23 protein-coding genes are annotated in these 24,736 nt (G+C 64.4%); 14 read left to right on the top strand and 9 right to left on the bottom strand.

Going from position 1 to position 24,736, the window contains the following annotated elements; genetic code table 11:
* Positions 1–97 precede the first annotated feature (97 nt).
* The 7 genes from PRtIB026_RS10070 (at position 98) to sugE (ending at position 5,884) form a co-directional block, all read left to right on the top strand.
* Positions 98–1,156 carry an ABC transporter substrate-binding protein gene (locus PRtIB026_RS10070; RefSeq protein ID WP_050704574.1) on the top strand — a complete coding sequence of 353 codons (1,059 nt, stop codon included), beginning with the start codon at positions 98–100 and terminating at the stop codon, positions 1,154–1,156.
* A 91-nt stretch (positions 1,157–1,247) separates the two neighbouring features.
* Positions 1,248–2,054: an alkaline phosphatase family protein gene (locus PRtIB026_RS10065; RefSeq protein ID WP_203647659.1), complete on the top strand. Its 807-nt coding sequence runs from the start codon at positions 1,248–1,250 to the stop codon at positions 2,052–2,054.
* Positions 2,051–2,890, top strand: a complete 840-nt coding sequence (locus tag PRtIB026_RS10060; protein ID WP_011532723.1) for an ABC transporter permease — start codon at positions 2,051–2,053, stop codon at positions 2,888–2,890. The genes PRtIB026_RS10065 and PRtIB026_RS10060 overlap by 4 nt, the downstream gene beginning before the upstream one ends.
* A complete protein-coding gene (locus PRtIB026_RS10055) occupies positions 2,880–3,674 on the top strand; it encodes an ABC transporter permease (RefSeq protein ID WP_203647660.1) in 795 nt (264 codons plus the stop codon). Before PRtIB026_RS10060 ends, PRtIB026_RS10055 begins: the two co-directional genes overlap by 11 nt.
* Position 3,675: 1 nt before the next feature.
* Positions 3,676–4,665 carry an ABC transporter ATP-binding protein gene (locus PRtIB026_RS10050; protein WP_203647661.1) on the top strand — a complete coding sequence of 330 codons (990 nt, stop codon included), beginning with the start codon at positions 3,676–3,678 and terminating at the stop codon, positions 4,663–4,665.
* A gap of 13 nt (positions 4,666–4,678) precedes the next feature.
* Positions 4,679–5,332 carry an HAD family hydrolase gene (locus PRtIB026_RS10045; protein ID WP_203647662.1) on the top strand — a complete coding sequence of 218 codons (654 nt, stop codon included), beginning with the start codon at positions 4,679–4,681 and terminating at the stop codon, positions 5,330–5,332.
* A 234-nt stretch (positions 5,333–5,566) separates the two neighbouring features.
* On the top strand, positions 5,567–5,884 hold the full coding sequence (gene sugE / locus PRtIB026_RS10040) for a quaternary ammonium compound efflux SMR transporter SugE (protein ID WP_203647663.1): 318 nt from the start codon (positions 5,567–5,569) through the stop codon (positions 5,882–5,884).
* Between the two features lie 16 nt (positions 5,885–5,900).
* Here the strand turns inward: sugE and PRtIB026_RS10035 are convergent, their stop codons facing one another.
* Positions 5,901–7,775 (bottom strand): MFS transporter, encoded by a 1,875-nt coding sequence (locus PRtIB026_RS10035; protein WP_203647664.1) that lies wholly within the window; start codon positions 7,773–7,775, stop codon positions 5,901–5,903.
* Between the two features lie 235 nt (positions 7,776–8,010).
* On the opposite strand from PRtIB026_RS10035, the gene PRtIB026_RS10030 reads away from it, so the two are divergent.
* Both PRtIB026_RS10030 and PRtIB026_RS10025 read left to right on the top strand, forming a co-directional pair.
* Positions 8,011–9,111, top strand: a complete 1,101-nt coding sequence (locus tag PRtIB026_RS10030; protein WP_203647665.1) for a hypothetical protein — start codon at positions 8,011–8,013, stop codon at positions 9,109–9,111.
* 2 nt (positions 9,112–9,113) lie between these two features.
* Positions 9,114–9,683: a LemA family protein gene (locus PRtIB026_RS10025; protein ID WP_203647666.1), complete on the top strand. Its 570-nt coding sequence runs from the start codon at positions 9,114–9,116 to the stop codon at positions 9,681–9,683.
* A 10-nt stretch (positions 9,684–9,693) separates the two neighbouring features.
* On the opposite strand, the gene PRtIB026_RS10020 is transcribed toward PRtIB026_RS10025, so the two are convergent.
* Entirely contained in the window at positions 9,694–10,833 is a 1,140-nt protein-coding gene (locus PRtIB026_RS10020; protein WP_203647667.1) for a TDT family transporter, read from the bottom strand.
* A 172-nt stretch (positions 10,834–11,005) separates the two neighbouring features.
* Here PRtIB026_RS10020 and PRtIB026_RS10015 point away from each other — a divergent pair, with 172 nt between their 5' ends.
* Positions 11,006–12,187 (top strand): MFS transporter, encoded by a 1,182-nt coding sequence (locus PRtIB026_RS10015; protein ID WP_203647668.1) that lies wholly within the window; start codon positions 11,006–11,008, stop codon positions 12,185–12,187.
* Positions 12,188–12,401: 214 nt separating this feature from the next.
* Entirely contained in the window at positions 12,402–15,878 is a 3,477-nt protein-coding gene (locus PRtIB026_RS10010) for a PAS domain-containing hybrid sensor histidine kinase/response regulator (protein WP_203647669.1), read from the top strand.
* On the opposite strand, the gene rmuC is transcribed toward PRtIB026_RS10010, so the two are convergent.
* Together rmuC and PRtIB026_RS10000 are read right to left on the bottom strand one after the other, a co-directional pair.
* Entirely contained in the window at positions 15,850–17,208 is a 1,359-nt protein-coding gene (gene rmuC, locus PRtIB026_RS10005) for a DNA recombination protein RmuC (protein ID WP_203652696.1), read from the bottom strand. The genes PRtIB026_RS10010 and rmuC overlap by 29 nt on opposite strands.
* Before the next feature lie 330 nt (positions 17,209–17,538).
* Positions 17,539–17,958, bottom strand: coding sequence for a tetratricopeptide repeat protein (locus tag PRtIB026_RS10000; RefSeq protein WP_203647670.1), 420 nt, complete (start codon positions 17,956–17,958; stop codon positions 17,539–17,541).
* 940 nt (positions 17,959–18,898) lie between these two features.
* Here PRtIB026_RS10000 and PRtIB026_RS09995 point away from each other — a divergent pair.
* The 3 genes from PRtIB026_RS09995 (at position 18,899) to PRtIB026_RS09985 (ending at position 21,287) form a co-directional block, all read left to right on the top strand.
* Entirely contained in the window at positions 18,899–19,123 is a 225-nt protein-coding gene (locus PRtIB026_RS09995) for a hypothetical protein (RefSeq protein ID WP_050704563.1), read from the top strand.
* Between the two features lie 258 nt (positions 19,124–19,381).
* Positions 19,382–19,864 (top strand): hypothetical protein, encoded by a 483-nt coding sequence (locus PRtIB026_RS09990; protein WP_203647671.1) that lies wholly within the window; start codon positions 19,382–19,384, stop codon positions 19,862–19,864.
* Between the two features lie 145 nt (positions 19,865–20,009).
* Positions 20,010–21,287, top strand: a complete 1,278-nt coding sequence (locus PRtIB026_RS09985) for an OmpP1/FadL family transporter (protein WP_203647672.1) — start codon at positions 20,010–20,012, stop codon at positions 21,285–21,287.
* 127 nt (positions 21,288–21,414) lie between these two features.
* Here PRtIB026_RS09985 and PRtIB026_RS09980 read toward each other — a convergent pair whose 3' ends face one another.
* The 5 genes from PRtIB026_RS09980 to PRtIB026_RS09960 all read right to left on the bottom strand — a co-directional run bounded on the left by PRtIB026_RS09980 (position 21,415) and on the right by PRtIB026_RS09960 (position 24,705).
* The gene (locus PRtIB026_RS09980) at positions 21,415–22,233 is read right to left on the bottom strand and encodes an RHS repeat-associated core domain-containing protein (RefSeq protein WP_203647673.1); all 819 of its coding nucleotides are present in this window, start codon (positions 22,231–22,233) and stop codon (positions 21,415–21,417) included.
* Between the two features lie 83 nt (positions 22,234–22,316).
* Positions 22,317–22,868: a glutathione peroxidase gene (locus PRtIB026_RS09975; protein WP_186712762.1), complete on the bottom strand. Its 552-nt coding sequence runs from the start codon at positions 22,866–22,868 to the stop codon at positions 22,317–22,319.
* A 46-nt stretch (positions 22,869–22,914) separates the two neighbouring features.
* Positions 22,915–23,037: a hypothetical protein gene (locus PRtIB026_RS09970; RefSeq protein WP_267813785.1), complete on the bottom strand. Its 123-nt coding sequence runs from the start codon at positions 23,035–23,037 to the stop codon at positions 22,915–22,917.
* Positions 23,034–24,236, bottom strand: a complete 1,203-nt coding sequence (locus PRtIB026_RS09965) for an MFS transporter (protein WP_186712761.1) — start codon at positions 24,234–24,236, stop codon at positions 23,034–23,036. Before PRtIB026_RS09965 ends, PRtIB026_RS09970 begins: the two co-directional genes overlap by 4 nt.
* A gap of 64 nt (positions 24,237–24,300) precedes the next feature.
* Positions 24,301–24,705, bottom strand: a complete 405-nt coding sequence (locus PRtIB026_RS09960) for a MarR family winged helix-turn-helix transcriptional regulator (RefSeq protein WP_203647674.1) — start codon at positions 24,703–24,705, stop codon at positions 24,301–24,303.
* Between the last annotated feature and the right edge of the window lie 31 nt (positions 24,706–24,736).

The following is a 24,736-nucleotide window of genomic DNA, read 5'->3' as shown; positions in this document are numbered from 1 at the left end:
TACCTTGGCTCAAGGTTTGCTGACCTAGACCAAGGGTTCGCAAGCACCGCTTCTGTTCATAACAACGAATGCAAGGCACCCACCAAAGGAGCTTCGGATGAAAAAGTTGTTCATGGCGTCACTGCTCGGTTCGGCCATCGCTTTTTGCACCTCGGCCATGGCCCAGGACCTCAAGGCCCTTGAAGACGCCGCCCGCAAGGAAGGCACCGTCAACAGCGTGGGCATGCCCGATGCCTGGGCCAACTGGAAAGGCACCTGGGAAGACCTGGCCAAGAAGTACGGCCTCAAGCACAGCGACACCGACATGAGCTCGGCCCAGGAGATCGCCAAGTTCGACGCCGAGAAGGACAACGCCAGCGCCGATATCGGCGACGTCGGCGCCGCCTTCGGCCCGATCGCGGTCGCCAAGGGCGTTACCCAGGCCTACAAACCGAGCACCTGGGACCAGGTGCCGGCGTGGGCCAAGGACCAGGACGGCCACTGGGCGCTGGCCTACACCGGCACCATCGCCTTCATCATCAACAAGGACCTGGTCAAGGAAGGCGAACGCCCGACCACCTGGCACGACCTGGAAAAGGGCAAGTACAAGGTCGCCATCGGTGACGTCGGTACCGCCGCCCAGGCCGCCAACGGCGTGCTTGCCGCCGCCATCGCCTACAAGGGTGACGAGAGCAACATCGAGCCGGGCCTGCAGCTGTTCACCAAGCTGGCCCAGCAGAAGCGCCTGTCGCTGGCCAACCCGACCATCCAGACCCTCGAGAAGGGCGAGGTGGAAGTGGGCGTGGTGTGGGACTTCAACGGCCTGAGCTACCGCGACCAGATCGACCCGAAACGCTTCGAGGTGCTGATTCCGTCGGACGGCTCGATCACCTCCGGCTACACCACCATCATCAACAAGTACGCCAAGCACCCGAACGCGGCCAAGCTTGCCCGTGAGTACATCTTCAGCGATGCCGGACAGACCAACCTGGCCATCGGCCACGCCCGGCCGATCCGCGCCGAGCACCTGAAGCTGCCTGCGGACGTGCAGGCCAAGCTGCTGCCCAACGAGCAGTACAAGGCCGCCCAGCCGATCAAGAACGCCGAAGCCTGGGAAGCGACCTCCAAGGCCCTGCCGCAGAAGTGGCAGGAGCAGGTGATCATCGAGATGGAATAAGCGCCATCATCCTCGTGGGAGCGGGCTTGCCCCGCGATCGCCATCGCGGGGCAAGCCCGCTCCCACGAAGCCCCGTTTCCCTGGAGCCAACATGCAACACAACGTCATCCTGGTCCTGCTCGACGGCCTCAACCACCAGGTCGCGCACCATGCCATGGGCCACCTGCACGCCTACGTCGAGGCCGACCGCGCCGCGCTGTACCGGGTGGAATGCGAGCTGCCGTCACTGTCGCGACCGCTGTACGAATGCATCCTCACCGGCGTGCCGCCGATCGACAGCGGCATCGTGCACAACAACGTCAACCGCCTGTCCAACCAGCGCAGCGTGTTCCACTACGCCCGCGAGGCTGGCCTGGGCACTGCCGCCGCGGCCTATCACTGGATGAGCGAGCTGTACAACCGCTCGCCCTTCGACCCGCTGCGCGACCGCCATACCCACGCGCCGAAGCTGCCGATCCAGCACGGCCTGTTCTACTACGCCGACCATTACCCCGATTCGCACCTGCTGGCCGACGCCGAGTACCTGCGCCGCCGCCACGCCCCGAACTTCCTGCTGGTGCACCCGATGAACATCGACGACGCCGGCCACCGCCACGGCCTGGACAGCAGCCAATACCGCAATGCCGCGCGCAGCGCCGACATCCTCCTGGCCGACTACCTGCCACGCTGGCTCGAGGAGGGCTACCAGGTGCTGGTCACCGCCGACCACGGCATGAACAACGACCGCTCGCACAACGGCCTGCTGGCCGAGGAGCGCGAAGTGCCGCTGTTCGTGTTCGGCGAGGCGTTCAGCCTCGATCCCGCGGCCAAGCCGTTGCAGACCGAACTGTGCGGCACGATCTGCGAACTGCTTGGCGCCGCCCACGACAAACCGGTCTGCCGGGAGCTGCTCAAGTGAATGCAAGCCATCGCGGCCGCTACCTGGCCCTGCTCTGCCTGCTGCCGTTCGCCGTGTTCTTCATCATCTTCCAGGTCGCGCCGCTGGCCTGGGTCGCCCTCAACAGCCTGCAGAGCGAGAGCGGCTGGGGCCTGGCCAATTTCAGCAAGATCTTCGCCTCGAAGTTCTACCTGCAGGCGCTGCAACGCAGCCTGGAGATCAGCTTCTGGTCGAGCCTGTTCGGCATCGTCATCGCCACCCTGGGCGCCTATTCGCTGCGCCGGGTCGACTCGAAGCTGCGCGACTTCGTCAGCGCCTTCGCCAACATGACCAGCAACTTCGCCGGCGTGCCCCTGGCGTTCGCCTTCATCATCCTGCTCGGCTTTAACGGTGCACTGACGCTGCTGCTCAAGCAGATGGGCCTGCTCGGCGACTTCAGCATCTACTCCAAGACCGGCCTGATCCTGGTGTACACCTACTTCCAGATCCCCCTGGGCGTGTTGCTGCTCTACCCGGCCTTCGACGCCCTGCGCGAGGACTGGCGCGAATCCGCCGCACTGCTCGGCGCCAGCCACTGGCAGTTCTGGCGGCATATCGGCCTGCCGGTGCTGACCCCGGCGCTGCTCGGCACCTTCGTCATCCTGCTGGCCAACGCCCTGGGCGCCTACGCCACCGTCTACGCCCTGACCACCGGCAACTTCAACGTGCTGCCGATCCGCATCGCCGGGCTGGTGGCCGGCGACATCAGCCTCGACCCGAACCTGGCCAGCGCCCTGGCGATGGTGCTGGTGGGCCTGATGACGGTGGTCACGGTGGTCCATCAATGGCTGCTCAAGAGGAGCTACCATGCGCGCTGAGAACAACGCCGGCGGACTCTACCACCGCGTGGTGGTGTATCTGCTGTTCCTCATCCTGCTACTGCCGCTGGCCGGCACCCTGCTCTACTCGCTGGCCACCAGCTGGTCGGCGACCCTGCTGCCCAGCGGGCTGACCTTCAAGTGGTACCTGGCGCTGTGGAGCGAGCCGCGCTTTCTCGCCGCCTTCGGCCAGTCATTGCTGGTGTGCGTGGGTGCGCTGGTGCTTTCGGTGGTGCTGATCCTGCCGCTCCTGTTCGTGGTGCACTACCACTTCCCGAAACTCGACGCGCTGATGAACGTGCTGATCCTGCTGCCCTTCGCGGTGCCGCCGGTGGTGTCGGCGGTGGGCCTGCTGCAGCTGTATGGCAGCGGGCCGCTGGCCATGGTCGGCACGCCGTGGATCCTGATCGGCTGCTACTTCACCATCGCCCTGCCGTTCATGTACCGGGCGATCACCAACAACCTGCAAGCCATCAACCTGCGCGACCTGATGGACGCCGCCCAGTTGCTTGGCGCCAGCCCTCTGAAGGCGGCGCTGCTGGTGGTGCTGCCGAACCTGCGCAAGGGCCTGATGGTGGCGCTGCTGCTGTCGTTCTCGTTCCTGTTCGGCGAGTTCGTGTTCGCCAACCTGCTGGTGGGCACCCGCTACGAGACCCTGCAGGTGTACCTGAACAACATGCGCAACAGCAGCGGCCACTTCAACAGCGCGCTGGTCATCTCCTACTTCGCCTTCGTGCTGGTGCTGACCTGGGTCGCCAACCGCCTGAACAAGGACAAGACCTGACATGAGCTTCGTCAGCGTACAGAAACTGCAAAAGAGCTACGCCGGCAGCCCGGTGTTCGAGAACATCGACTGCCAGATCGAGCGCGGCGAGTTCGTCACCCTGCTCGGCCCTTCGGGCTGCGGCAAGTCCACGCTGCTGCGCTGCATCGCCGGCCTGACCCCGGTGGACAGCGGGCGAATCCTCCTCGACAGCCAGGACATCGTGCCAGTGAGCCCGCAGAAGCGCGGCATCGGCATGGTGTTCCAGAGCTACGCGCTGTTCCCCAACATGACCGTGGAACAGAACGTCGCCTTCGGCCTGCGCATGCAGAAGGTCAAGGCCGACGAAAGCCAGGCGCGGGTGCGCGAAGTACTCGATCTGGTCGAACTCGGCAGCTTCGCCGGGCGCTACCCGCACCAGCTGTCCGGTGGCCAGTGCCAGCGTGTGGCCCTGGCCCGCTCGCTGGTCACCCGCCCGCGCCTGCTGCTGCTCGACGAACCGCTGTCGGCGCTGGATGCGCGCATCCGCAAGCACCTGCGCGAACAGATTCGCGCCATCCAGCGCGAGCTGGGGCTGACCACCATCTTCGTCACCCACGATCAGGAAGAGGCGCTGACCATGTCGGACCGCATCGTCCTGATGAACCAGGGCCGCATCGTCCAGAGCGGCGATGCCGAGACCCTCTACACCGCGCCCGTGGACCTGTTCGCCGCAGGCTTCATCGGCAATTACAATCTGCTCGACGCCGACAGCGCCAGCCGCCTGCTGCAACGCCCGGTCAACGGTCGCCTGGCGATCCGCCCGGAGTCCATCACCCTGGGCCTGAACGGCGAACTGGACGGCGAGATCCGCAGCCACAGCCTGCTGGGCAACGTCATCCGCTACCGGGTACGGGTGCGCGACGTCGAGCTGGTGGTGGACGTGCTCAACCGCTGCGCGGCCGACCTGCACGCGGACGGGCAGCGGGTATCCTTGTCGATCGACCCCACGGCGCTACGGGAAGTGGCCTAAGGAGAAGCAACGCATGGCACTGGCAATCTTCGATCTGGACGAAACCCTGATCTACGGCGACTGCGCGTCACTGTGGAGCGAGCAGATGGCCCGGCTGGGCTGGGTCGACGGCAAGGCTTTCCTCAAGCGCGACCATGAGCTGATGGAAGCCTACGGCAAGGGCCACCTGGCCATGGAGGACTACATGGCCTTCAGCCTGGAGCCCATCGCCGGGCGTACCCTGGAAGAGGTCGAGCACCTGGTCGAGCCCTGGGTGGAGGACGTGATCGAGCCGATCATCTACGGCGACGCCTGCCGCTGCATCGCCGAACACCGCAAGCGTGGTGACCGGATCCTGATCATCTCGGCCAGCGGCACCCACCTGGTCGGGCCGATCGCGGCGCGCCTGGGCGTCGACGAGTACCTGGCCATCGAGCTGGAGGCGGTCAATGGCGTGTTCACCGGCAAGACCCACGGCGTGCTCACCTACCGCGAGGGCAAGATCACCCGTTTGCTGGAGTGGCTGGACCAGGAGCAGGAGAACCTGGAGGGCGCGAGTTTCTACTCGGATTCACGCAACGACCTGCCGCTGCTGCTGAAGGTCGATCACCCGCACGTGGTGAACCCGGACCCGGTGCTGCGCGAGCATGCGCAGACCAATCGCTGGCCCATTCTGAGCTGGTCCTGAACGGGCCTTTCGCGGGTAAACCCGCTCCCACAGGTATTGCGTAGCATCAAGCCTGTGGTGATCCTGTGGGAGCGGGTTTACCCGCGAAGAGGCCGGCACAGGCACCATTGATCCGTCACACTTGCCACTCCCGCCACAAATGTGCAGTATAGTGCGCACTGTGAGGACGGCCTCACGACGCTGTGCGTGAACATACCGGGGACGGCCCCATCATTGAATCGATGGAGACTCACCATGTCCTGGATCATCCTGTTGTTCGCCGGCCTGTTCGAAGTTGGCTGGGCTGTCGGCCTCAAGTACACCGACGGCTTCACCCGCCCCATGCCCACCATCCTCACCGTCGGTGCCATGGTCATCAGCCTTGGCCTGTTGGGCCTGGCCATGAAGGAGCTGCCGCTGGGCACCGCCTATGCCATCTGGACCGGCGTCGGCGCGGTCGGCACGGTGATCGCCGGGATCATCCTGTTCGGCGAATCCATGGCGCTGATCCGCCTGGCCAGTGTCGCCCTGATCATCACCGGCCTGGTCGGCCTGAAGGTCAGCGCCAGCTGACCTCCCTCCGTTTCCCTTAACGCAAGTCGCCGCGCAGCAGGCTCACCTGCTCGCGCAGCGCCTCGGGCTGCGCCGCCTCCACCGGGATGGCGGCGCCGGCCACCAGGGTCACCCGCGACCACAGGCGCTTGAAGAAGCCCTTGTTCGGGTCACGACTGAAGAAACTGCCCCACAGCCCCTGCAGCGCCAGCGGAATCACCGGCACCGGCGTCTCCTGCAGGATGCGGTTCACCCCGCCCTTGAACACATCGATCTCACCGTCCGCGCTCAGCTTGCCTTCGGGGAAGATGCACACCAACTCGCCGTCGGCCAGGTACTGGGCGATACGGGCGAAGGCACGCTCGTAGGTGGCCTCGTCCTCGCCGCGCCCGGCGATGGGAATGGCGCCGGCGGTACGGAACACGAAGTTGAGCACCGGCAGGTTGTAGATCTTGTAGTACATGACGAAACGGATCGGCCGGCGGATCGCCCCACCGATCAGCAGCGCATCGACGAACGACACATGGTTGCACACCAGCAGCGCCGCGCCTTCATCGGGAATACGCTGCAGCTCGCGGTGCTCAACCCGGTACATCGAGTGGCTGAGCAGCCAGATCAGGAAGCGCATGGTGAATTCCGGCACGATGCGGAAGATGTAGGCGTTGACGGCGATATTGAGCAGCGACACCACCAGGAACAGCTGCGGGATGCTCAGCTTGGCCAGGCTCAACAGGGCGATGGTGATGATCGCCGACACCACCATGAACAGCGCGTTGAGGATGTTGTTCGCGGCGATTACCCGGGCCCGCTGGTCTTCCGGGGTGCGCGCCTGGATCAGCGCGTACAGCGGCACGATGTAGAAACCACCGAAGATGCCCAGGCCGACGATCGACAGCATGATCCACCAGGCCTGGCTCATGCCCAGCAACGCCAGCCAGTCATGGGGCACGACGCCGACCGGCACATCGCCCGAATGCCACCACCAGAGCAGGCCGAACAACGTCAGGCCGAACGAGCCGAACGGCACCAGGCCGATCTCCACCTTGCGCCCGCTCAGGCGCTCGCACAGCAGCGAGCCGACGGCGATGCCCACCGAGAACAGGGTCAGCACCAGGGTGACCACGGTCTCGTCGCCGTGCAGCCAGTCCTTGGCATAGGCCGGAATCTGCGTGAGGTAGATGGCGCCGACGAACCAGAACCACGAGTTGCCGACGATCGAGCGCGACACCGCCGGGGTCTGGCCCAGGCCCAGGCGCAGGGTCAGCCACGACTGCTTGAAGATGTTCCAGTCCAGTTTCATTTGCGGCGCGGCGGCGGCGGCGCGGGGGATCCAGCGGCTGGCCAGGTAGCCCAGCACGGCGGTGGCCACCACCCCGGCGGCAGCCAGCACCGCGTACTGGCTGGAGGACATCAGCATCCCGGCGCCGATGGTCCCGGCCAGGATCGCCAGGAAGGTACCCATCTCCACCAGGCCGTTGCCGCCTACAAGCTCCTCCTCACGCAGGGCCTGGGGCAGGATCGAGTACTTCACCGGGCCGAACAGCGCCGAGTGGGTGCCCATGGCGAACAGCGCCACCAGCATCAGTTCCAGGTGATGGGTGACGAAACCGGTCGCGCCGATGGCCATGATGACGATCTCGGCCAGCTTGATCGCGCGGATCAGCCGGTCCTTGGCGAACTTCTCGCCGAACTGCCCGGCCAGCGCCGAGAACAGGAAGAACGGCAGGATGAACAGCAAGGCGCAGAGGTTGACCCAGATCGAGCGGTCGCCTTCCAGGCTCAGCTTGTAGAGGATCGCCAGGATCAGCGACTGCTTGAACAGGTTGTCGTTGAAGGCGCCCAGCGACTGGGTAATGAAGAACGGCAGGAAGCGCCGCTTGCCGAGCAGGGTGAATTGCGAGGGGTGACTCATCGTCCTTGTACCTGGTTGGGCTTTGTCATTGGAGGCACGTACAGCGTGATAAGCCACAAATCTGCACGGGAATGCCTGGTCATGGCAACCTTGCCGGCACGCTGGAAAGACAGCCAGGGCGATGGCAGACTGCCAGGCACCGAAAAAAGCCGCCCCATCCAGGGCGCATGAACGAGGCTAGATGCACCGAGAGCCTCTCTGCAGGACGCCCCCAGGAAATGGACATCGAAATACCATGAATGAAGACAAGCGGTTGGCGGCGATGATCGACGCCGCCACCGAAGCCACGAAATCGGCGAAAAACACCGCCGATCTCCTTGCTATCGTGGGCAAATTCGTTGACTACAAGGGCAAGCTGCGGTTCGAGTACAAAGCCGACTGGCAAGCGATCCAAGTCTTCACGGTCCTGGCGATCGTCGCCCTGGCGGCCAACTACCTGGGGCCCTGGGCAATCCTGACCTGGTTGGCCGAGGCCTGGGGTTTCACACCGTCGACCTGCGCCTGGATCATCGCGGGGCCAAGCATCCTTTTCGTCACCGGCACGCTTTCCTACATCGCTCGCGGCCGCCACCTGCTGCCCGAACTGTCCAGGGCACTGGCGCTGCGCTCGAGCAGGTTCGCCAACGGCCTCGGGGAAATCGGCACGTCCCCCGAACAATTGCTGGTCCGGTTGCAGCAATCCTTCCGTGATTACGCGCGAGGCAATCACCGTCGCCAGATACAACTCGCGTTGAAAGGCACGTTCAAAGGCCCTCTGCACACCCTCACTTACCACTATGTCGACCTGGAATACGTCGACAGGCATACACAGACCTATACCGAGACAAACAGCAAGGGTGAAACCGTGACACGGTCCCGAAACGTCTACGACCAGTATCGGCGCTACAGCCTGGTGGTGGATTTCCCGTGGGTGCAAGGTATCGCCGTGCGCAGCGACAAACAGACCAAGATCGACCTCGACCACACCTACGAAACCACCTCAAGCGCCTTCAACAGCACACTCACCCTCAGCGGCACAAGTGCGATGGCCTGCGCCCGGTTCGCCAAGCCCGTCACGGTACTGCACCTGCTGAGCATGACCGCGCGCCTGCGCAACCCCAATCTGGAATTCGCCGCCGACGGCGCCGGGCTCTGCCTCAGCTTCGACGACAACAACCTCATCGACTTCGAGATGCCGGGTGACTTGAGCAACCCAGGGGCCTTTTACAAGGCCATCGAAGCGGGCATCGACTTGCCCGCGCTGACTACCTTGCTGGAAGCGATCCACGTGCTCGCCGAGCAGCATGACGACAATTTCGAATCACCCACCCCAACCGCCATTCAGAGGGAAAACTGACAATGGATCTACCCGTCATCATCGGCATTAGCGTCGCCGTTCTGGGCCTGCTGGCCGTGATCAGCTACTACAACGCGATCATCGGCGGCCACAACCGTGCGCAACGGGCCTGGGCCGACGTGCTGACCTACGAGCGGCAGAAGAGCAAGGTACTCGACGGCTTGCAGCCGCATGTCAGCCACTATCAGGACTACGAACACAACCTGATGAGCGAGATCACGCGCCTGCGCAGCGCCATTGCCGAGCTGCCGAGCGCGGCCAACGGCACTTCGTTGGTCGCCGCCGAGAGCGCCACCCGCTCGCTGCTCAATGGCCTGCGCGTTGCCGTCGAAGCTTATCCTGACCTCAAGGCGTCCGAGGTGCTCGGCAACTTCATGCGGGAAATCACCGAACAACAGGAAAACGTCGGTGCGGCGATCGTCATCTTCAACGGCGAAGTGGAGCGCTTCAACAACAGCATCCAGATGTTACCGGGCTCGATGGTCAATGACATGCTGAACCGCAAGGCACCGATCGCCCCGTTCACCGACGCAGAGGCCTCAGGCAGCTTCAACTACACGCCCAATCTCTGAATCCCCGCCGTTACTGCCGGGCAATGCAGGGCGAGACGAACAGCTCGCCACGCCACGCCCCACGCAGGGTACGGCTGGCCACCAGCAGCCAGAGCAGCGCCAGCGCTACCACCAGTGCCTGGCCAAACACACTGAAGAAACCCAGCTCAAGCCAGGCCGCCAGCTTCAGGGTGGCCAGGCAATACACACCCAGCGGGAAGGTGAACCCCCACCAGCCCAGGTTGAACGGCATGCCCTGGCGCATGTAGCGCAAGGTGATCAGCACCGCCGTCAGCAACCACCACAGCCCCGCGCCCCACAGCACGATACCGGCCACCAGCCCCAGCCCGCGGGCCACCTCGCCGAGGCCGCCCAGGCCATTGGCGGCGAACACCGCAGGGGCATCGCCGCCGAGCACCAGCATGCCCAGCGCGCCGGTACCGATCGGGCCCAGGGCCAGCCAGCTGGAGGCGGCCATGTTGGCCGGCGGCAGTTTATGCAGGGCCATGCGCAGCATGAGGATGGTGAGGATGCTGAAAGCCACCGGCAACGACACCGCCCACATCACATAGCTGGTGATCACCACCAGGAACTGCCGGTGCGCATCCACCAGGTGCGGCGCCAGCAATCCGCCACTGGCGGCGGCGACCTCCGCCGCCACCACCGGCAGCAGCCACACCGCGGTCATCTGGTCGATGCTGTGCTCCTGGCGAGTGAACATCAGGTAGGGAATGGCCACGCCGCACAGCAGCGCCAGGCCCACGTCCAGCCACCAAAGCATTTCCACCCACGGCACCACCGCCTCGCCCCAGCGCGCCAGGCCGAATACCAGGGCGCCGTTGAGGATGGTGGCCAGGCCCATGGGGATGGTGCCGAAGAACATCGACACGGTGGAGTGGGCAAAAATCCGCCGCGCCTCGTCGAAGAACATCACCCAGCGGGCGCCGTACAAGACGCAGAACAGGGTGAACAGGCCAATGGTCAGCCACCACAGGCCCTCGGCAAGCGCGTCCAGCAGTGGCACCTGCACCTGGTGCAACGCCAGGGCCAGCACGCCGGTGCCCATGGTCGCGGCGAACCAGTTGGGGGTGAACTGGCGGATCACTTCGCGGGGATGGGCCAGATGGCTCAACGGGCGCCACGACGGGGCGCGGGTCTGGGTGCATGGCATGGGATGTCTCCTGGCCTTGTGTAAGGTGGATTCATCTTATGCCTTCGAAGAATATCTATATAACGGGTAATTTCTCTATCTGTTATCTGTTTTGTAGATATAGCTAAAACCCCAGGCCCTGGAATATGCTTGGCGCGGTTTTCCTGATGACAATAATGACAAGGACCTGTCGATGCTCACCGCCCTCAAGCGCTACCCCAACCCGGTACGCCTGCTCTTACTCACCACCTTCACCCTGACCATGGCCCGGGCGATCACCCTGCCCTACCTGGTGGTCTACCTGGCCGACAACTTCCAGCTTTCGGTCGGCCGTATCGGCCTGGTGATCGGCGGCGCGCTGATCGTCGCCTCGCTGCTGAGCCTGTATGGCGGGCACCTGGTCGACACCGTGCGCAACCACACCCTGGTGATCGCCAGCCTGCTGGTGTTCGCCCTGGCCTTCGTCGGCGCCATCGCCAGTCGCTCGGCCGCCCTGTTCTTTCTCTGCCTGGTGGTGATCAACCTGGCCCTGGCGCTGGTCGACATCGCCGCCAAGGCCGCCTTCTGCGCCCTGTTGCCGGTGGAGCAGCGCGCCGAGGTGTTCGCCATCAAGTACACCCTGAGCAACATCGCCTATGCCGTGGGGCCGATGCTCGGCGTGGCCCTGATCGAGGTGGACGGCCACCTGCCCTTTGTGGTCTCGGCACTCATTGGGCTTGCCATGTGCCTGGCTTACCAGCGCCTGGGCGTTCGCGACCTGCAGCCCCAGGACCGGCCGCAGCCCGGCGCCGGCTTCGGCCAGGTGGCGCTGGGCCTGCTGCGCGACCGGCGGCTGGTATGCTTCACCCTGGGCGGCGTGCTCAGCGCGGTGGTGTTCGGCCAGTTCACCGCCTACCTGTCGCAGTACCTGGTGGTGACCCGCAACCCCGCCGAGGCGGCGCGGCTGGTCGGCTACCTGGTGACCACCAACGCGGTGACGGTAATCGCCTTGCAGTACCTGATCGGCAAGCGCATCGACCGGCGCCGGCTGATGCCCTGGCTGATGGCCGGCATGGGCCTGTTCGTCGCCGGGCTGCTGGGTTTTTCCCTGGCCGGCACGGCGCTGGCCTGGTGCCTGGCGATGCTGGTGTTCACCCTGGGCGAGATCATCGTGATTCCGGCCGAGTACATGTTCATCGACCTCATCGCCCCGGAGCACCTGCGCGGCATCTATTACGGCGCACAGAACCTGGGCAACCTGGGCGCGGCACTGGGGCCGGTGCTGGTGGGCGTCGCGCTCGGGCACCTGGTGCCGGTGGCGGTGTTCTATCTGCTGATCGGGTCGGTGATACTGGCCGGTGTGTTCTACTGGCTGGGGACGCGCCGAGCTGAGTGATGCCATCGCGGGGCAAGTCGCATCGGCGCACCGCCGCTCCCACGCCCAAGGGCAGCTCGACATTCGTGGGAGCGGCGGTGCGCCGATGCGACTTGCCCCGCGATGGTCCCTGCGACGTCCTGCCACTGCGACCATGGTCGGCGCTGACGAACCGCGCCCTGCGTGCCAGACTGATTGATCGTGACCGCGTTTCATTTTTTGCTCCGGAGTTTGCATGTCGTTGTCCAGCGGGCTGATCGCCGTGGTCGCCCTGGCCTACATGGCCATCATGTTCGCCATCGCCTTCTATGGCGACCGCCGCAGCACGCCGTTGCCGCCGCGCCTGCGCGCCTGGGTGTACAGCCTGTCGCTGGCGGTGTACTGCACCAGCTGGACCTTCTTCGGCGCGGTCGGCCAGGCCGCCGAACAATTGTGGGCGTTCCTGCCCATCTACCTGGGCCCGGTGCTGCTGCTGATCTTCGCGCCCTGGGTGCTGCAGAAGATGGTGCTGATCAGCAAGCAGCAGAACATCACCTCGATCGCCGACTTCATCGCCGCCCGCTACGGCAAGTCGCAGACCCTGGCGGTGGTGGTGGCGCTGATCTGCCTGGTCGGCGTGCTGCCTTACATCGCCCTGCAGCTCAAGGGCATCGTGCTGGGGGTGAACCTGTTGATCGGCGCCAACGCCGATGCCACCGGCAGCCGGGTGCAGGACACCGCGCTGGTGGTGTCGCTGGTGCTGGCGCTGTTCGCCATCGTCTTCGGCACCCGCAGCCTGGACGTCACCGAGCACCACCGCGGCATGGTCCTGGCGATCGCCTTCGAGTCGCTGGTCAAGCTGCTGGCCTTCCTCGCCGTGGGCGCCTTCGTGGTGTTCAACCTGTATGACGGCTTCGACGACCTGTTCACCCAGGCCCGGCAGTCGGTGCACCTGAACGATTATTGGGAAGAAACCATCAACTGGCCGTCGATGGTGGTGCAGACCGCCGTGGCGATGATGGCGATCATCTGCCTGCCGCGGCAGTTCCACGTCACCGTGGTGGAGAACATCGAGCCCCAGGACATGCGCCTGGCGCGCTGGGTGTTCCCGCTGTACCTGGCCCTGGCCGCGCTGTTCGTGGTGCCCATCGCCCTGGCCGGGCAGATGCTGCTGCCGGGCACGGTGATCTCCGACTCGTTCGTGATCAGCCTGCCACTGGCCGAGGCCCACCCGAGCCTGGCCCTGCTGGCGTTCATCGGCGGCGCCTCGGCGGCCACAGGCATGGTCATCGTCGAGGCCGTGGCGCTGTCGACCATGGTCTCCAACGACATGCTGCTGCCCTGGCTGCTGCGACGCAACAACGCCGAGCGGCCTTTCGAGGTGTTCCGCCACTGGATGCTCTCGGTGCGCCGGGTGACCATCGTGGTCATCCTGCTGCTGGCCTACGTCAGCTACCGCCTGCTCGGCTCCACCGCGAGCCTGGCGACCATCGGCCAGATCGCCTTCGCCGCGGTGACCCAGCTGACCCCGGCGATGCTCGGCGCGCTGTACTGGAAACAGGCCAACCGCCGCGGCGTGTTCGCCGGCCTGGCCGCCGGCATCTTCCTGTGGTTCTACACCCTGGTGCTGCCGATCGCCGCCCACAGCCTGGGCTGGTCGCTGCAGTTGTTCCCGGGGCTGGCCTGGTTGCACGGCAACCCGCTCAACCTGCCGATCACCCCGCTCACCCAGGGCGTGGTGCTGTCGCTGGCGGGCAACTTCACCCTGTTCGCCTGGGTCTCGATCCTCTCCCGTACACGGGTTTCCGAGCACTGGCAGGCCGGGCGCTTCATTGGCCAGCAGACCAGCGCCCGACCTTCCAGCAAACCCCTGCTGGCGGTGCAGATCGACGACCTGCTCAAGCTTGCCGCGCGCTTCGTCGGCGAGGAGCGCGCCCGGCAAAGCTTCATCCGCTTCGCCTACCGCCAGGGCAAGGGTTTCAACCCCAACCAGAACGCCGACGGCGACTGGATCGAGCACACCGAGCGGCTGCTGGCCGGCGTGCTCGGCACCTCCTCGACCCGCGCCGTGGTCAAGGCTGCCATCGAAGGCCGCGACATGCAGCTCGAGGACGTGGTGCGCATCGCCGACGAAGCCAGCGAGGTGCTGCAGTTCAACCGCGCGCTGCTGCAGGGCGCCATCGAGAACATCAACCAGGGCATCAGCGTGGTCGACCAGAACCTGCGCCTGGTGGCCTGGAACCGGCGTTACCTGGAGCTGTTCAACTACCCCGACGGGCTGATCAGCGTCGGCCGGCCGATTGCCGACATCATCCGCTACAACGCCGAGCGCGGCCTGTGCGGCCCGGGCGAGGCCCAGGTGCATGTGGCGCGGCGCCTGCACTGGATGCGCCAGGGCCGGGCCCACTCCTCCGAACGGCTGTTCCCCAATGGCCGGGTGATCGAGCTGATCGGCAACCCGATGCCCGGCGGCGGCTTCGTCATGAGCTTCACCGACATCACCCCGTTCCGCGAGGCCGAGCAAGCCCTGCGCGACTCCAACGAGGGCCTGGAGCAGCGCGTCGCCGAACGTACCCACGAACTGTCGCAGCTCAACCAGGCGCTGACCGAGGCCAAGAGCCGCGCCGAGGCGGTCAGCCAGTCCAAGACCCGCTTCCTCGCCGCCGTCAGCCACGACCTGATGCAACCGCTCAACGCCGCCCGGCTGTTCTCCGCCGCCTTGTCGCAACAGGCCGAGGCCATGAACGACGAGGCCCGGCAGCTGGTGCAGCACATGGACAGCTCGCTGCGCTCGGCCGAGGAGCTGATCAGCGACCTGCTCGACATCTCGCGCCTGGAGAACGGCAAGGTCACCCCCGACATCAAACCCTTCGCCCTCAACGAGCTGTTCGATACCCTCGGCGCCGAGTTCAAGGTACTGGCCGCCGAAAAAGGCCTGGAGTTCCGCCTGCGCGGCAGCCGCCTGCGGGTGGACAGCGACATCAAGCTGCTGCGCCGGGTGCTGCAAAACTTCCTCACCAACGCCCTGCGCTACGGCAAGAGCCCGCTGCTGCTGGGCGCACGGCGCCAGGGCGAACGCCTGTGGCTGGAGGTGTGGGACCGCGGCCCGGGCATCGCCGACGACAAGCTGCAGGTGATCTTCCAGGAGTTCAAGCGCCTGGACAGCCACCAGACCCGCGCCGAGAAAGGCCTGGGCCTGGGCCTGGCGATCGCCGACGGCCTGTGCCGGGTGCTCGGGCATTCGCTGGAGGTGCGCTCCTGGCCGGGCAAGGGCAGCGTGTTCCGCGTCAGCGTGCCCATCGCCCACAGCCCCGCGCCCGCGACGCCCGCCCCCGTGGAGCAGGCCGGGCAGCCGCTGGCCGGGCTGCAGGTGCTGTGCGTGGACAACGAGGACAGCATCCTGATCGGCATGAACAGCCTGCTCAGCCGTTGGGGTTGCCAGGTGTGGACGGCGCGTAACCAGGCCGAATGCGAGGCCCTGCTCGGCAAGGGTCTGCGCCCGCACCTGGCGCTGGTGGACTACCACCTGGATGACGGCGAGACCGGCACCGGGCTGATGGGCTGGCTACGGACGCGCCTGGGCGAGCCGGTGCCCGGGGTGGTGATCAGCGCTGACGGACGCAACGAGACCATCGCCCTGGTGCATGCCGCGGGCCTGGACTACCTGGCCAAGCCGGTCAAGCCGGCGGCCCTGCGCGCCCTGCTCAATCGGCATCTGAGCCTGGTTCAGTAAGCGCTTCGTCGGCCAGGGCGCGCTCGATCAGCTCGGCGGGCAGGCTCTTGCTGGCCCGGGCACCGAGCAGCTTGAGCTGCTCGCTGCGGCTGACCAGGTTGCCGCGCCCCTCGCACAACTTATTGCGCGCCGCGGCGTAGGCCTTGTCCACCTGGGCCAGGCGCGCGCCGAGCTCGTCCAGGTCCTGGATGAACAGCACGAACTTGTCGTACAGCCAGCCGGCGCGCTCGGCGATCTCCCGGGCGTTCTGCCCCTGGCGTTCCTGCTTCCACAGGCTGTCGATCACCCGCAGGGTAGCGAGCAGGGTGGTCGGGCTGACGATCACGATCTGCCGGTCGAAGGCCTCCTGGAACAGGTTGGGCTCGGCCTGCAGCGCCGCCGAGAAGGCCGCCTCGATGGGCACGAACAGCAGCACGAAGTCGAGGCTGTGCAAGCCCTCGAGGCGGTTGTAGTCCTTGCTCGACAAGCCCTTGACGTGGTTGCGCAACGACTGCACATGCTGCTTGAGCGCGGCTTCGTCGTTGTTGCCGACGAACTGCTGGTAGGCCGTCAGGCTGACCTTGGCGTCCACCACCACCTGCTTGTCGCCCGGCAGCATGATCAGTACATCGGGCTGGAAGCGCTCGCCGTCGGCGCTGCGCAGGCTGACCTGGGTCTGGTACTCGCGGCCCTTCTCCAGGCCCGCGTGCTCCAGCACCCGCTCCAGGATCAGCTCGCCCCAGTTGCCCTGGGTCTTCTGGCCCTTGAGCGCCTGGGTGAGGTTGGTGGCCTCGTCGGACAGGCGCAGGTTGAGCTGCTGCAGGCGCTCGAGCTCCTTGCCCAGGGAGAAGCGTTCGCGGGCCTCCTGCTGGTAGCTTTCCTCGACGCGCTTCTCGAACGCCTGGATACGCTCCTTGAGCGGATCGAGCAATTGCCCCAGGTGCTGCTGGCTGGTCTGGGCGAAGCGTTGTTCGCGCTCGTCGAAGATCTTGGTGGCCAGGTCGGCGAACTGCGCGCGCAGGGTGTCGCGGGCCTCCTGCAGGTCCTCGAGGCGTTGCTGGTGGCTCTCCTGCTGTTCACGCAGCTCGGCCTCCAGGCGTGCGGTTTGGGCCTCGAGGCGACGCAGCTCGGCCTCGCGGTTGGCGCGCTCGAGGTGCCAGGCATGGGCGGAGTCACGGGCGTTGTCGCGGTCGATCTGCAGCAGTTCCAGTTCACGGCCCTGGGCGGCCAGTTGGGTCTGCTTGACGGTGTTGGCCTCGCTGAGGTCGCTGACCTCGTCGCGGCTGGCCTCCAACTGCGCCTGCAGGCCGGCCTGGGTCAACTGGGCGGCATTCAGGCGCTCCTCGAGCAAAGCCTGCTCGGCCTTGCGCGCGCCCTGGCCGCGCTGCACCTGCATGACCCAGCCCAGGCAGGGCACGGCGCCCGCCACCAAGCCCAGCAGAATGCTGGTCAGATCCACTGTCATGCTTACCCCGATCGAACATTGACGAATGCTGCGCAGCTTATCAGCCTGGTGGCAGGGCTGCCTGGTCAGTGCCCCCTGTAGGAGCGGCCTTGTGCCGCGAAAGGGCCGTGCAACGGCCCCGGGGATTCGGTGTTGACGCAAAGATCGCCGGGGCCGCTGTGCGGCCCTTTCGCGGCACAAGGCCGCTCCTACAGGGGGACGCGAGGATCGATACCCCTAACCACCGAACCACTGGCGCAACAACCGCCGCGCCTCCTGCGAGCCCTGCCCCGCCGCCAGCTCCAACCAGTAGCGGGCCTGCTCCGGCTCCTGGGACTGGCACAACCGGCCATATTCCAACTGGGCCCGCCGATCACCGGCACGGGCCGCCTGGCGCAGCAATTCATGGCCGATGCGCCGGTCGCGGGCATTGCCGCAATCGCGGCAGAGCATCTGCCCCAGGCGACTCTGGGCCACCACCACGCCCTGGCGCGCCGGCTGCTTGAGCATGCGCCCGGCCAGGTGCTTGACGCTGGGCTTGTCGCCCAGGCGTGGGCTGTCGAGCAGCCACAGGGCCACTTTCAGGGAAAAGCGCTTGGGGGAAGGCAGCGATGGCGAGGCATCAGGACTGGCGAGGTGTTTACCGCGAAGCTTCATGACCAACAGCAAGGGTGACTCGAGAGGCGCGCCACTCTACTCCATTTTTCGTGGTCTGGCCCGGGCGACCTTCGGCTGATCGACATTTTTTTCCATGATTTTTTCTTGACGTTTTCCCAGGGAAAATGCCCATGCCACCTCAATCCACCGATTGTCGGACAATCGATGAAACAGCTGGCACGCCCGTCCTAGAGCAAGCGCCCGGGACAATCCACAGAACCTGTGGATAACTCGGTGGACAACCCCTTGAGGCAGCCCGCAAACCCCTGTGAAATGGGGCTTTCGCTCAAACTGTCGATTTTTTCACCAGCAAAAATTAGTGTTTTTTTTCATTGACTTAAGCCCCCAGTCAAGTCATTGGCGAGCCGTCCACAGGATGTTGCAGGAGGGTTACAACTGTTCAGCCGAGTGTGTACAAGTGCACCAACAAACGGCAGCACGGTGCACGAAAACGGTACAGCCGGGCGATTGCCGGGGCATTTCCCCCTCTTCACAGCAGGCGCGATTGACGACATAATGATCGGCTTCCCGCCAGAATGCCAAAAGCTTGCCAACCCCGAAATGTTCGTGTAGGGTTGCGCCCTGTTAGTACCCAGCTGAAGTCATTCTGGCCACTCAGTCCCCGCAGCCCACCGCTCGACAACGAGCAGGCACTGCCCCATCGGGACCGGCCCATTCGATGATTCACTCGGCAGACCTTGCCCAGCACGAATCACGTTTCAGATTGATCAGGATCTTCCCCGACGCCCAGAACCCTGGTGTCGGTGTGCTGCCTGCCTTCTGTCGTACCTACCAGTCAGCCCAGCGCCCACCTATTGCATGCGCCCCTCTGGCTGCCCTGTTCCAGTCAGGTTCTGCGTCTCCTTAATAAAGACGTCACTGGAACGTTTCTATTGTGCACGGATCAAACACCGTGTCTTACGCAGGAACATCCAACAATATGAGTAACCATCAACAGATCCAGGCTGCCTTTGGCACCCTTTCCCAGGCCTTCGCCCCACTGAAGTGCCTTATCGTTGCCCCACGCAAGGGCAGCTTCAGCTTCACCCTGGTCGACGAGCATGGCATCGCCTGCCACAGCGAGCGGCTCTACCCGGAACAATACAACCGGGCCGAACCGCTGCAGGCAGTGATCGAGCGCACCCGCCAGTCGCTGACCGCATGAACGAATGGCGGGTGATTCACGCCATGAATACGCCATGCAAAACCCAGCCTGAAGGCAATTGGCCTAATCGCCAGCGGGCATATGCCCCGCGCCTTCGGGCTGCAATCGATTTAAAAACAGCCCTTTACACCACAGTTATCACACTACACTTCAACTCGAGCGGCTCCTGCCGCTTCCGGCGGGCCTGACCACTCACCAGCTGCCAAGCTCCAGCGCCCGTCGGCCCTTTCCAGCAGAGGGCATCCAGCAGAGGGCATCATGGGCATCGCTGCGAACGAGTTGAGTCGATATGTGATCCGGCCGACCCTGGTCTACCTGGGTCGTCACTGCGACAGCGCAGAAGCTTTGTTACTGGGCGTTGCCGCAAGCCAGTCTGCGCTGGGGGCCGCCCTGCATGACCGACGCGGCCATGGGCTCTACAGGATCGGTGGGAATCGTCACCGCTGCCTGTGGGACGAATACCTGGCCCGCGACCCCGAACTGGCCAGCCTGGTACGTGGCCTGGCCAGCCAGCACGCCTTCCTGGGCGGCCCGCACCTCGAGCTGACCGTCAACCTGCGCTACGCCACTGCCATCGCCTGGATGCTCATCGAAGAGCAGGCCATGCCGTTGCCGGCGGCCGACGATCTGCTGGGCCTGGCGCGGATCTGGCGGCAGACCTTCCAGCCCCAGGGGCGCCTGCGGGATTTCACTCAGGCCTGGCAACACTGTATCGAGCCAATGCTCGCCCCAGCCTCCTGAGCCAACACGTCCTACAACCGAAATAAACGGAATTTTGGTCGGATTGTCCTACAAAACCGCTCTATCTCCTGTGTTTCAGCCTATGGCGCAGCGCGGCATTTGTTGGTAGCTTTTCGCCCCGGAGATCCCAAGGAGTTTTCTAATAATGAAAAAAGTTATGCTCAAAACCTCTCTCGGCATTGCCGTTGCCCTCGCTTCCAGCCAATTGCTCGCCAGCGGCTTTGCCCTGAACGAACAGAGCGTCAGCGGCATGGGGACAGGTTTCGCGGGTCGTTCTTCTTCTGCCGAAGATGCCAGCACCGTGTATGGCAACCCGGCGGGCATGGCCCGCCTGAAGCGCGACCAGATGACCGTCGGTGGTGCCGCGGTCATCGCCAAGTCCGATATTTCCGGACGCGGCAGTAACAAAGGGGGGGAAATGGACGGTGACATGGTGCCCGTGGTCGGCGTGCCGATGGGTTACTACGTCAAGTCCATCGATGACCACTGGAGCGTCGGTTTCGGCGTCTACGTGCCGTTCGGCCTGGTCACCGACTACGGTAGCGACGATGCCGCGCGCTACTGGGGCAAGAAGAGCCATGTCGAGGTCGTGACCTTCCAGCCGACCGTGAGCTATGCGTTCAACGACAAGGTCTCGATCGGCTTCGGCCCGACCATCAACCGCATCAAGGGCGAGCTGGGTTCGAACCTGGCCAGTATCTCGCCGCTGCGTCCGGCTGATGGCGAGGTGAAGATCAAGGGCGACGACACCGCCGTCGGCTACAACATCGGTGTCCTGGTGCAGGCCACCGACCGCACCCGCGTCGGCTTGACCTACCACTCGATGGTCGACTACAAGCTCGAAGGCAAGACCAAGGTCAGCTACCCGCTGCTCGGCCTGGACGGCAACAAGTTCGATGCCACCCTGAAGATCAAGACCCCCGAGTCGGTGGACTTCTCGGTCACCCACGAACTGGACGACCAGTGGACCCTGTACGCAGGCAGCACCTGGACCCGCTGGAGCCGCCTGGAAAACATCACGGTCAACAACGAAGTGCCGGCAGGCCCTGCCGGGCAGTTCAAGACCATCAACGAGGAACAGAACTGGCACGACACCTGGGCTCACGCCATCGGCGCCTCCTACAAGGTGAACAAGGAGTGGGTCCTGCGCACCGGTTTCTCGGTTGACCAGTCGCCGACCAACAACACCAACCGCTCCCCGCGCATCCCTACTGGTGATCGCAAGATCTTCAGCATCGGTGCCGGCTGGAGCCCGACCGACGACATGACCATCGACGTGGCCTACTCCTACCTGTGGGAAGAAGACACCAAGGTCAACAACCAGCCGCACAGCGCGACGGAAGCTGGCCTCAAGGGCAGCTACCAGGCCAAGTACGAAAACAGCGCCCACGGCGTTGGTGCTTCGCTGACCTACCGCTTCTGAGTGGCACCCGCAGCATGAAAAAACCGCCCTCGTGGCGGTTTTTTCATGCCTATATTCGGCACTGCTCGCCCAAGCATTACTGCAGGAACTGTCTTCTATAACAAATAAAACTCATACTGAAACTAATTCAAGTTTCTTGAAGCGGCATGCTCTCAGGGAGAGCCCCCGCCTCATTCTGCCCCCTCCTGTTAAACCGCACCCGCATGTTAGCCGCAAACATATCAACACCCACAGATAACAATTTAAGACCAAAATCAACGACTACATAAGGTATATCCTCATACTCAACCACCGGACCAACACCAGTAAAATTATACAAATTACTATCAGGCATCTTACCCACTTCCACGCCAGCATTTATAATATTAAGTGATGCCGCGACCACATTAGAGCCCACCTCTAAAGGTGTAGCTCTACCGCTATTATACATCCTCCTAGCGGACGCCACGTTATAAGTGGCTGACCCAATTTCATAACCTACATATACGTTTCGAGCCATATCTTTTTGGGCCGTGACTGCCGCCTGCCTACTTCGCTCCGGAGAATAAGCAACCTTTAGACTCTCTGTCGGATGAAGGTTACCTTGGCTGTTTATGATATCTCTCTGCACAGTAATTCTATGCTTCCACCCCGTTCTGTCCCTACCATTACGGTCTGCGTAATTGATCGGGTCTCCACCACAATACATATATGCATTGATCCCACCCGTTCCAAACGGACTCAGCCGATCAGGAGAGTGGAATCGTTTCAATAAAGGATCATAAGTCCGGTGCCCATTCCCCGGAGAATAGTTACCCGTCAGCACCTCACAAGGCATCCCACAATAGGCCAATCGGGGGCCGGCAACCTGCGGCAACGCGCCATAGGGTGTATAGCGCCTGCCCACCTGGCCATCACCAAGCACCGATTGCTGCCAGTCACACATTGCAAGATAGGTAGTCGACATGTCAGACCCAACCGAGCGGTAGATGCCGACAACCTAACATCTGCTCGACCAGCGAATAACTGGCAAAAATGCCAGGTACCCCCTCAAGGCTGCGAAGCAATCGCCTTGTCGATCGCCGCCCTGAACGCCGGATCATCCGGCTTGGTCAGGCTGGAGAAGTTGCCGATCACCTTGCCCTTGCGGTCCACCACATACTTGTAGAAATTCCACTTCGGCGCGCTGCTCTGCCGGGCCAGCTCGACGAACAGCGGGATCGCGTCCTTGCCGCGCACCGGCTGGGCCTTGGTCATGGTGAAGGTCACGCCGTAGTTGGCGTAACAGACCTTGGCGGTCTTGTCGCTGTCGGCGTCTTCCTGCTTGAAGTCGTTAGACGGCACGCCGAGCATTTCCAGGCCCTGTTCGTGGTAGTCCTTGTAGGTCGCCTCGAGTCCTTCGAACTGCGGGGCGAAGCCACAGTAGCTGGCGGTGTTGATCACCACCAGCGGCTTGCCGGCGAAGCGCTGGCACAGGTCGATCTGCTCCTTGCCACGCAGCTCCGGCAGGCTGCCCTGGAGCAGTGCCGGGCAGTCGGCTGCCCAGCTCGAAGTGGCGGCGGCCAGGGCCAGCAGGGGGAGGGTCAGCCAGCGGGCATGCATGATAGCGGTCTCCTGCACATGATTCCTTGAATGTGCAGGGTAGCGCTTAACACAGGCTCATGCCCAACTGCATCAACGCCAGCCCGCCCTTGTGCCAGCCCCACCACACCAACGCCAGCACCAGCACGGCGGCGACCAGCATCAGGCCACGCCCGAGCAGGCGGTTCATGCGGCCTGGGCCTGCAGACGGGCGACCGGGCGTTCACGCACTGGCCAGTTGAGGGCCGCGGCCAGCAGGCTGAGCAGGATCGAGATCTGCCATACCAGGTCGTAGCTGCCGGTCTGGTCATAGACCACCCCGCCCAGCCAGCCACCCAGGAACGCGCCCAACTGGTGGAACAGGAACACAATGCCGCCGAGCATCGACAGGTTGCGCACGCCAAACAGCGTGGCCACGGTGCCATTGGTCAGCGGCACCGTGGACAGCCACAGCAGGCCCATGGCAATGCCGAACAGGTAGGCGCTGAACTGGGTCACCGGCGCCCAGAGGAACAGCACGATGACCACGGCGCGCAGCAGGTACAGGCCGGTCAGCAGGCGCGGCTTGGACATGCGCCCGCCGAGCCAGCCGGCGGTATAGGTGCCGACGATATTGAACAGGCCGACCAGCGCCAGCACGGTGGTGCCGGTGATCGCCGGCAGGTGCTGGTCGACCAGGTAGGCCGGCAGGTGCACGCCGATGAACACCACCTGGAAGCCGCAGACGAAAAAGCCCAGCGCCAACAGCCAGAAGCCGGAGTGCGAACAGGCCTCGCGCAGCGCCTGGCCGAGGCTCTGCTCGGCGCCATGGCTGGGCAGCGGTCGATCACGCAGCATACCTACGAACGGCACGATCAGCGCCACCATCAGGCCCAGCACCAGCAAGGCCGCCGACCAGCCCAGCCACTGGATCAGGCCGAGGGTGCCGGGGAGCATGGCGAACTGGCCGAAGGAGCCGGCGGCGCTGGCGATGCCCATGGCCATGCTGCGTTTCTCCGGCGGCACGGCGCGCCCGACCACGCCAAGGATCACCGAGAACGAAGTGCCGGACAGGCCGATGCCGATCAGCAGGCCGGCACTCAGCGACAGCGACCAGGCCGAGTCGGCCATGCCCATCATCACCAGTCCGGCGGTGTAGAGGATGCCGCCGATCACCACCACCTTGGCCGCGCCCAGACGGTCGGCCAGGGCGCCGGTGAACGGCTGGGCCAGGCCCCAGATCAGGTTCTGCAGGGCGATGGCGAAGGCGAACACCTCACGACCCCAGCCGAATTCGGCACTCATCGGCGCCAGGAACAGGCCGAAACCATGTCGCACCCCCAGCGACAGCGCCAGGATCAGCGCCGCCCCCACAAGTACCCAACCGCTGCTCCGCCAAAGGGAAGTCATTGTCGTTGTCTCCAGCCCATCGCAAGGTTTATACGGGTATATACCCGCTTTCTATCGTGGTCGTTCAGGCAAGCTGCTCCAGCAAGCGCACCAACTCGTCACGCTGGCTTTCACCCAGTCGCTCCACCAACTGCCTCTGAGCCTGCTGCCAGGCCGGGTAGGCGGCGTCCAGGCGCGCCCTGCCCGCTTCGCTCAGCAGCACCACGCGGTTACGCTGGTCGTCGCCGTCGGCAAGACGCACCAGGCCATCGGCCTCGAGCACCTTGAGGTTGCGGCCCAGGGTGCTACGCTCCAGGCCCATGGCCTCGGCCAGGCAGGTGATGCTGGGGCGATCGAGGCGCTGCACATGGCGCAGCAGGGAAAACTGGGCGACATTGATGCCGAAGCCGGCAAGCGCCTCGTCGTAATGCCGGCTCACCCCACGGGCGGCGCGACGCAGATGGGTGCAGATGCATTCACTGGTCAGCATGGTTACGTGTATATACCCGCATTATGGATGT

It is taken from the genome of Pseudomonas sp. RtIB026 (assembly GCF_016861355.2).
GTDB classification, from domain to species: domain Bacteria; phylum Pseudomonadota; class Gammaproteobacteria; order Pseudomonadales; family Pseudomonadaceae; genus Aquipseudomonas; species Aquipseudomonas peradeniyensis.
This window is presented reverse-complemented; position numbering and strand designations above follow the sequence as displayed.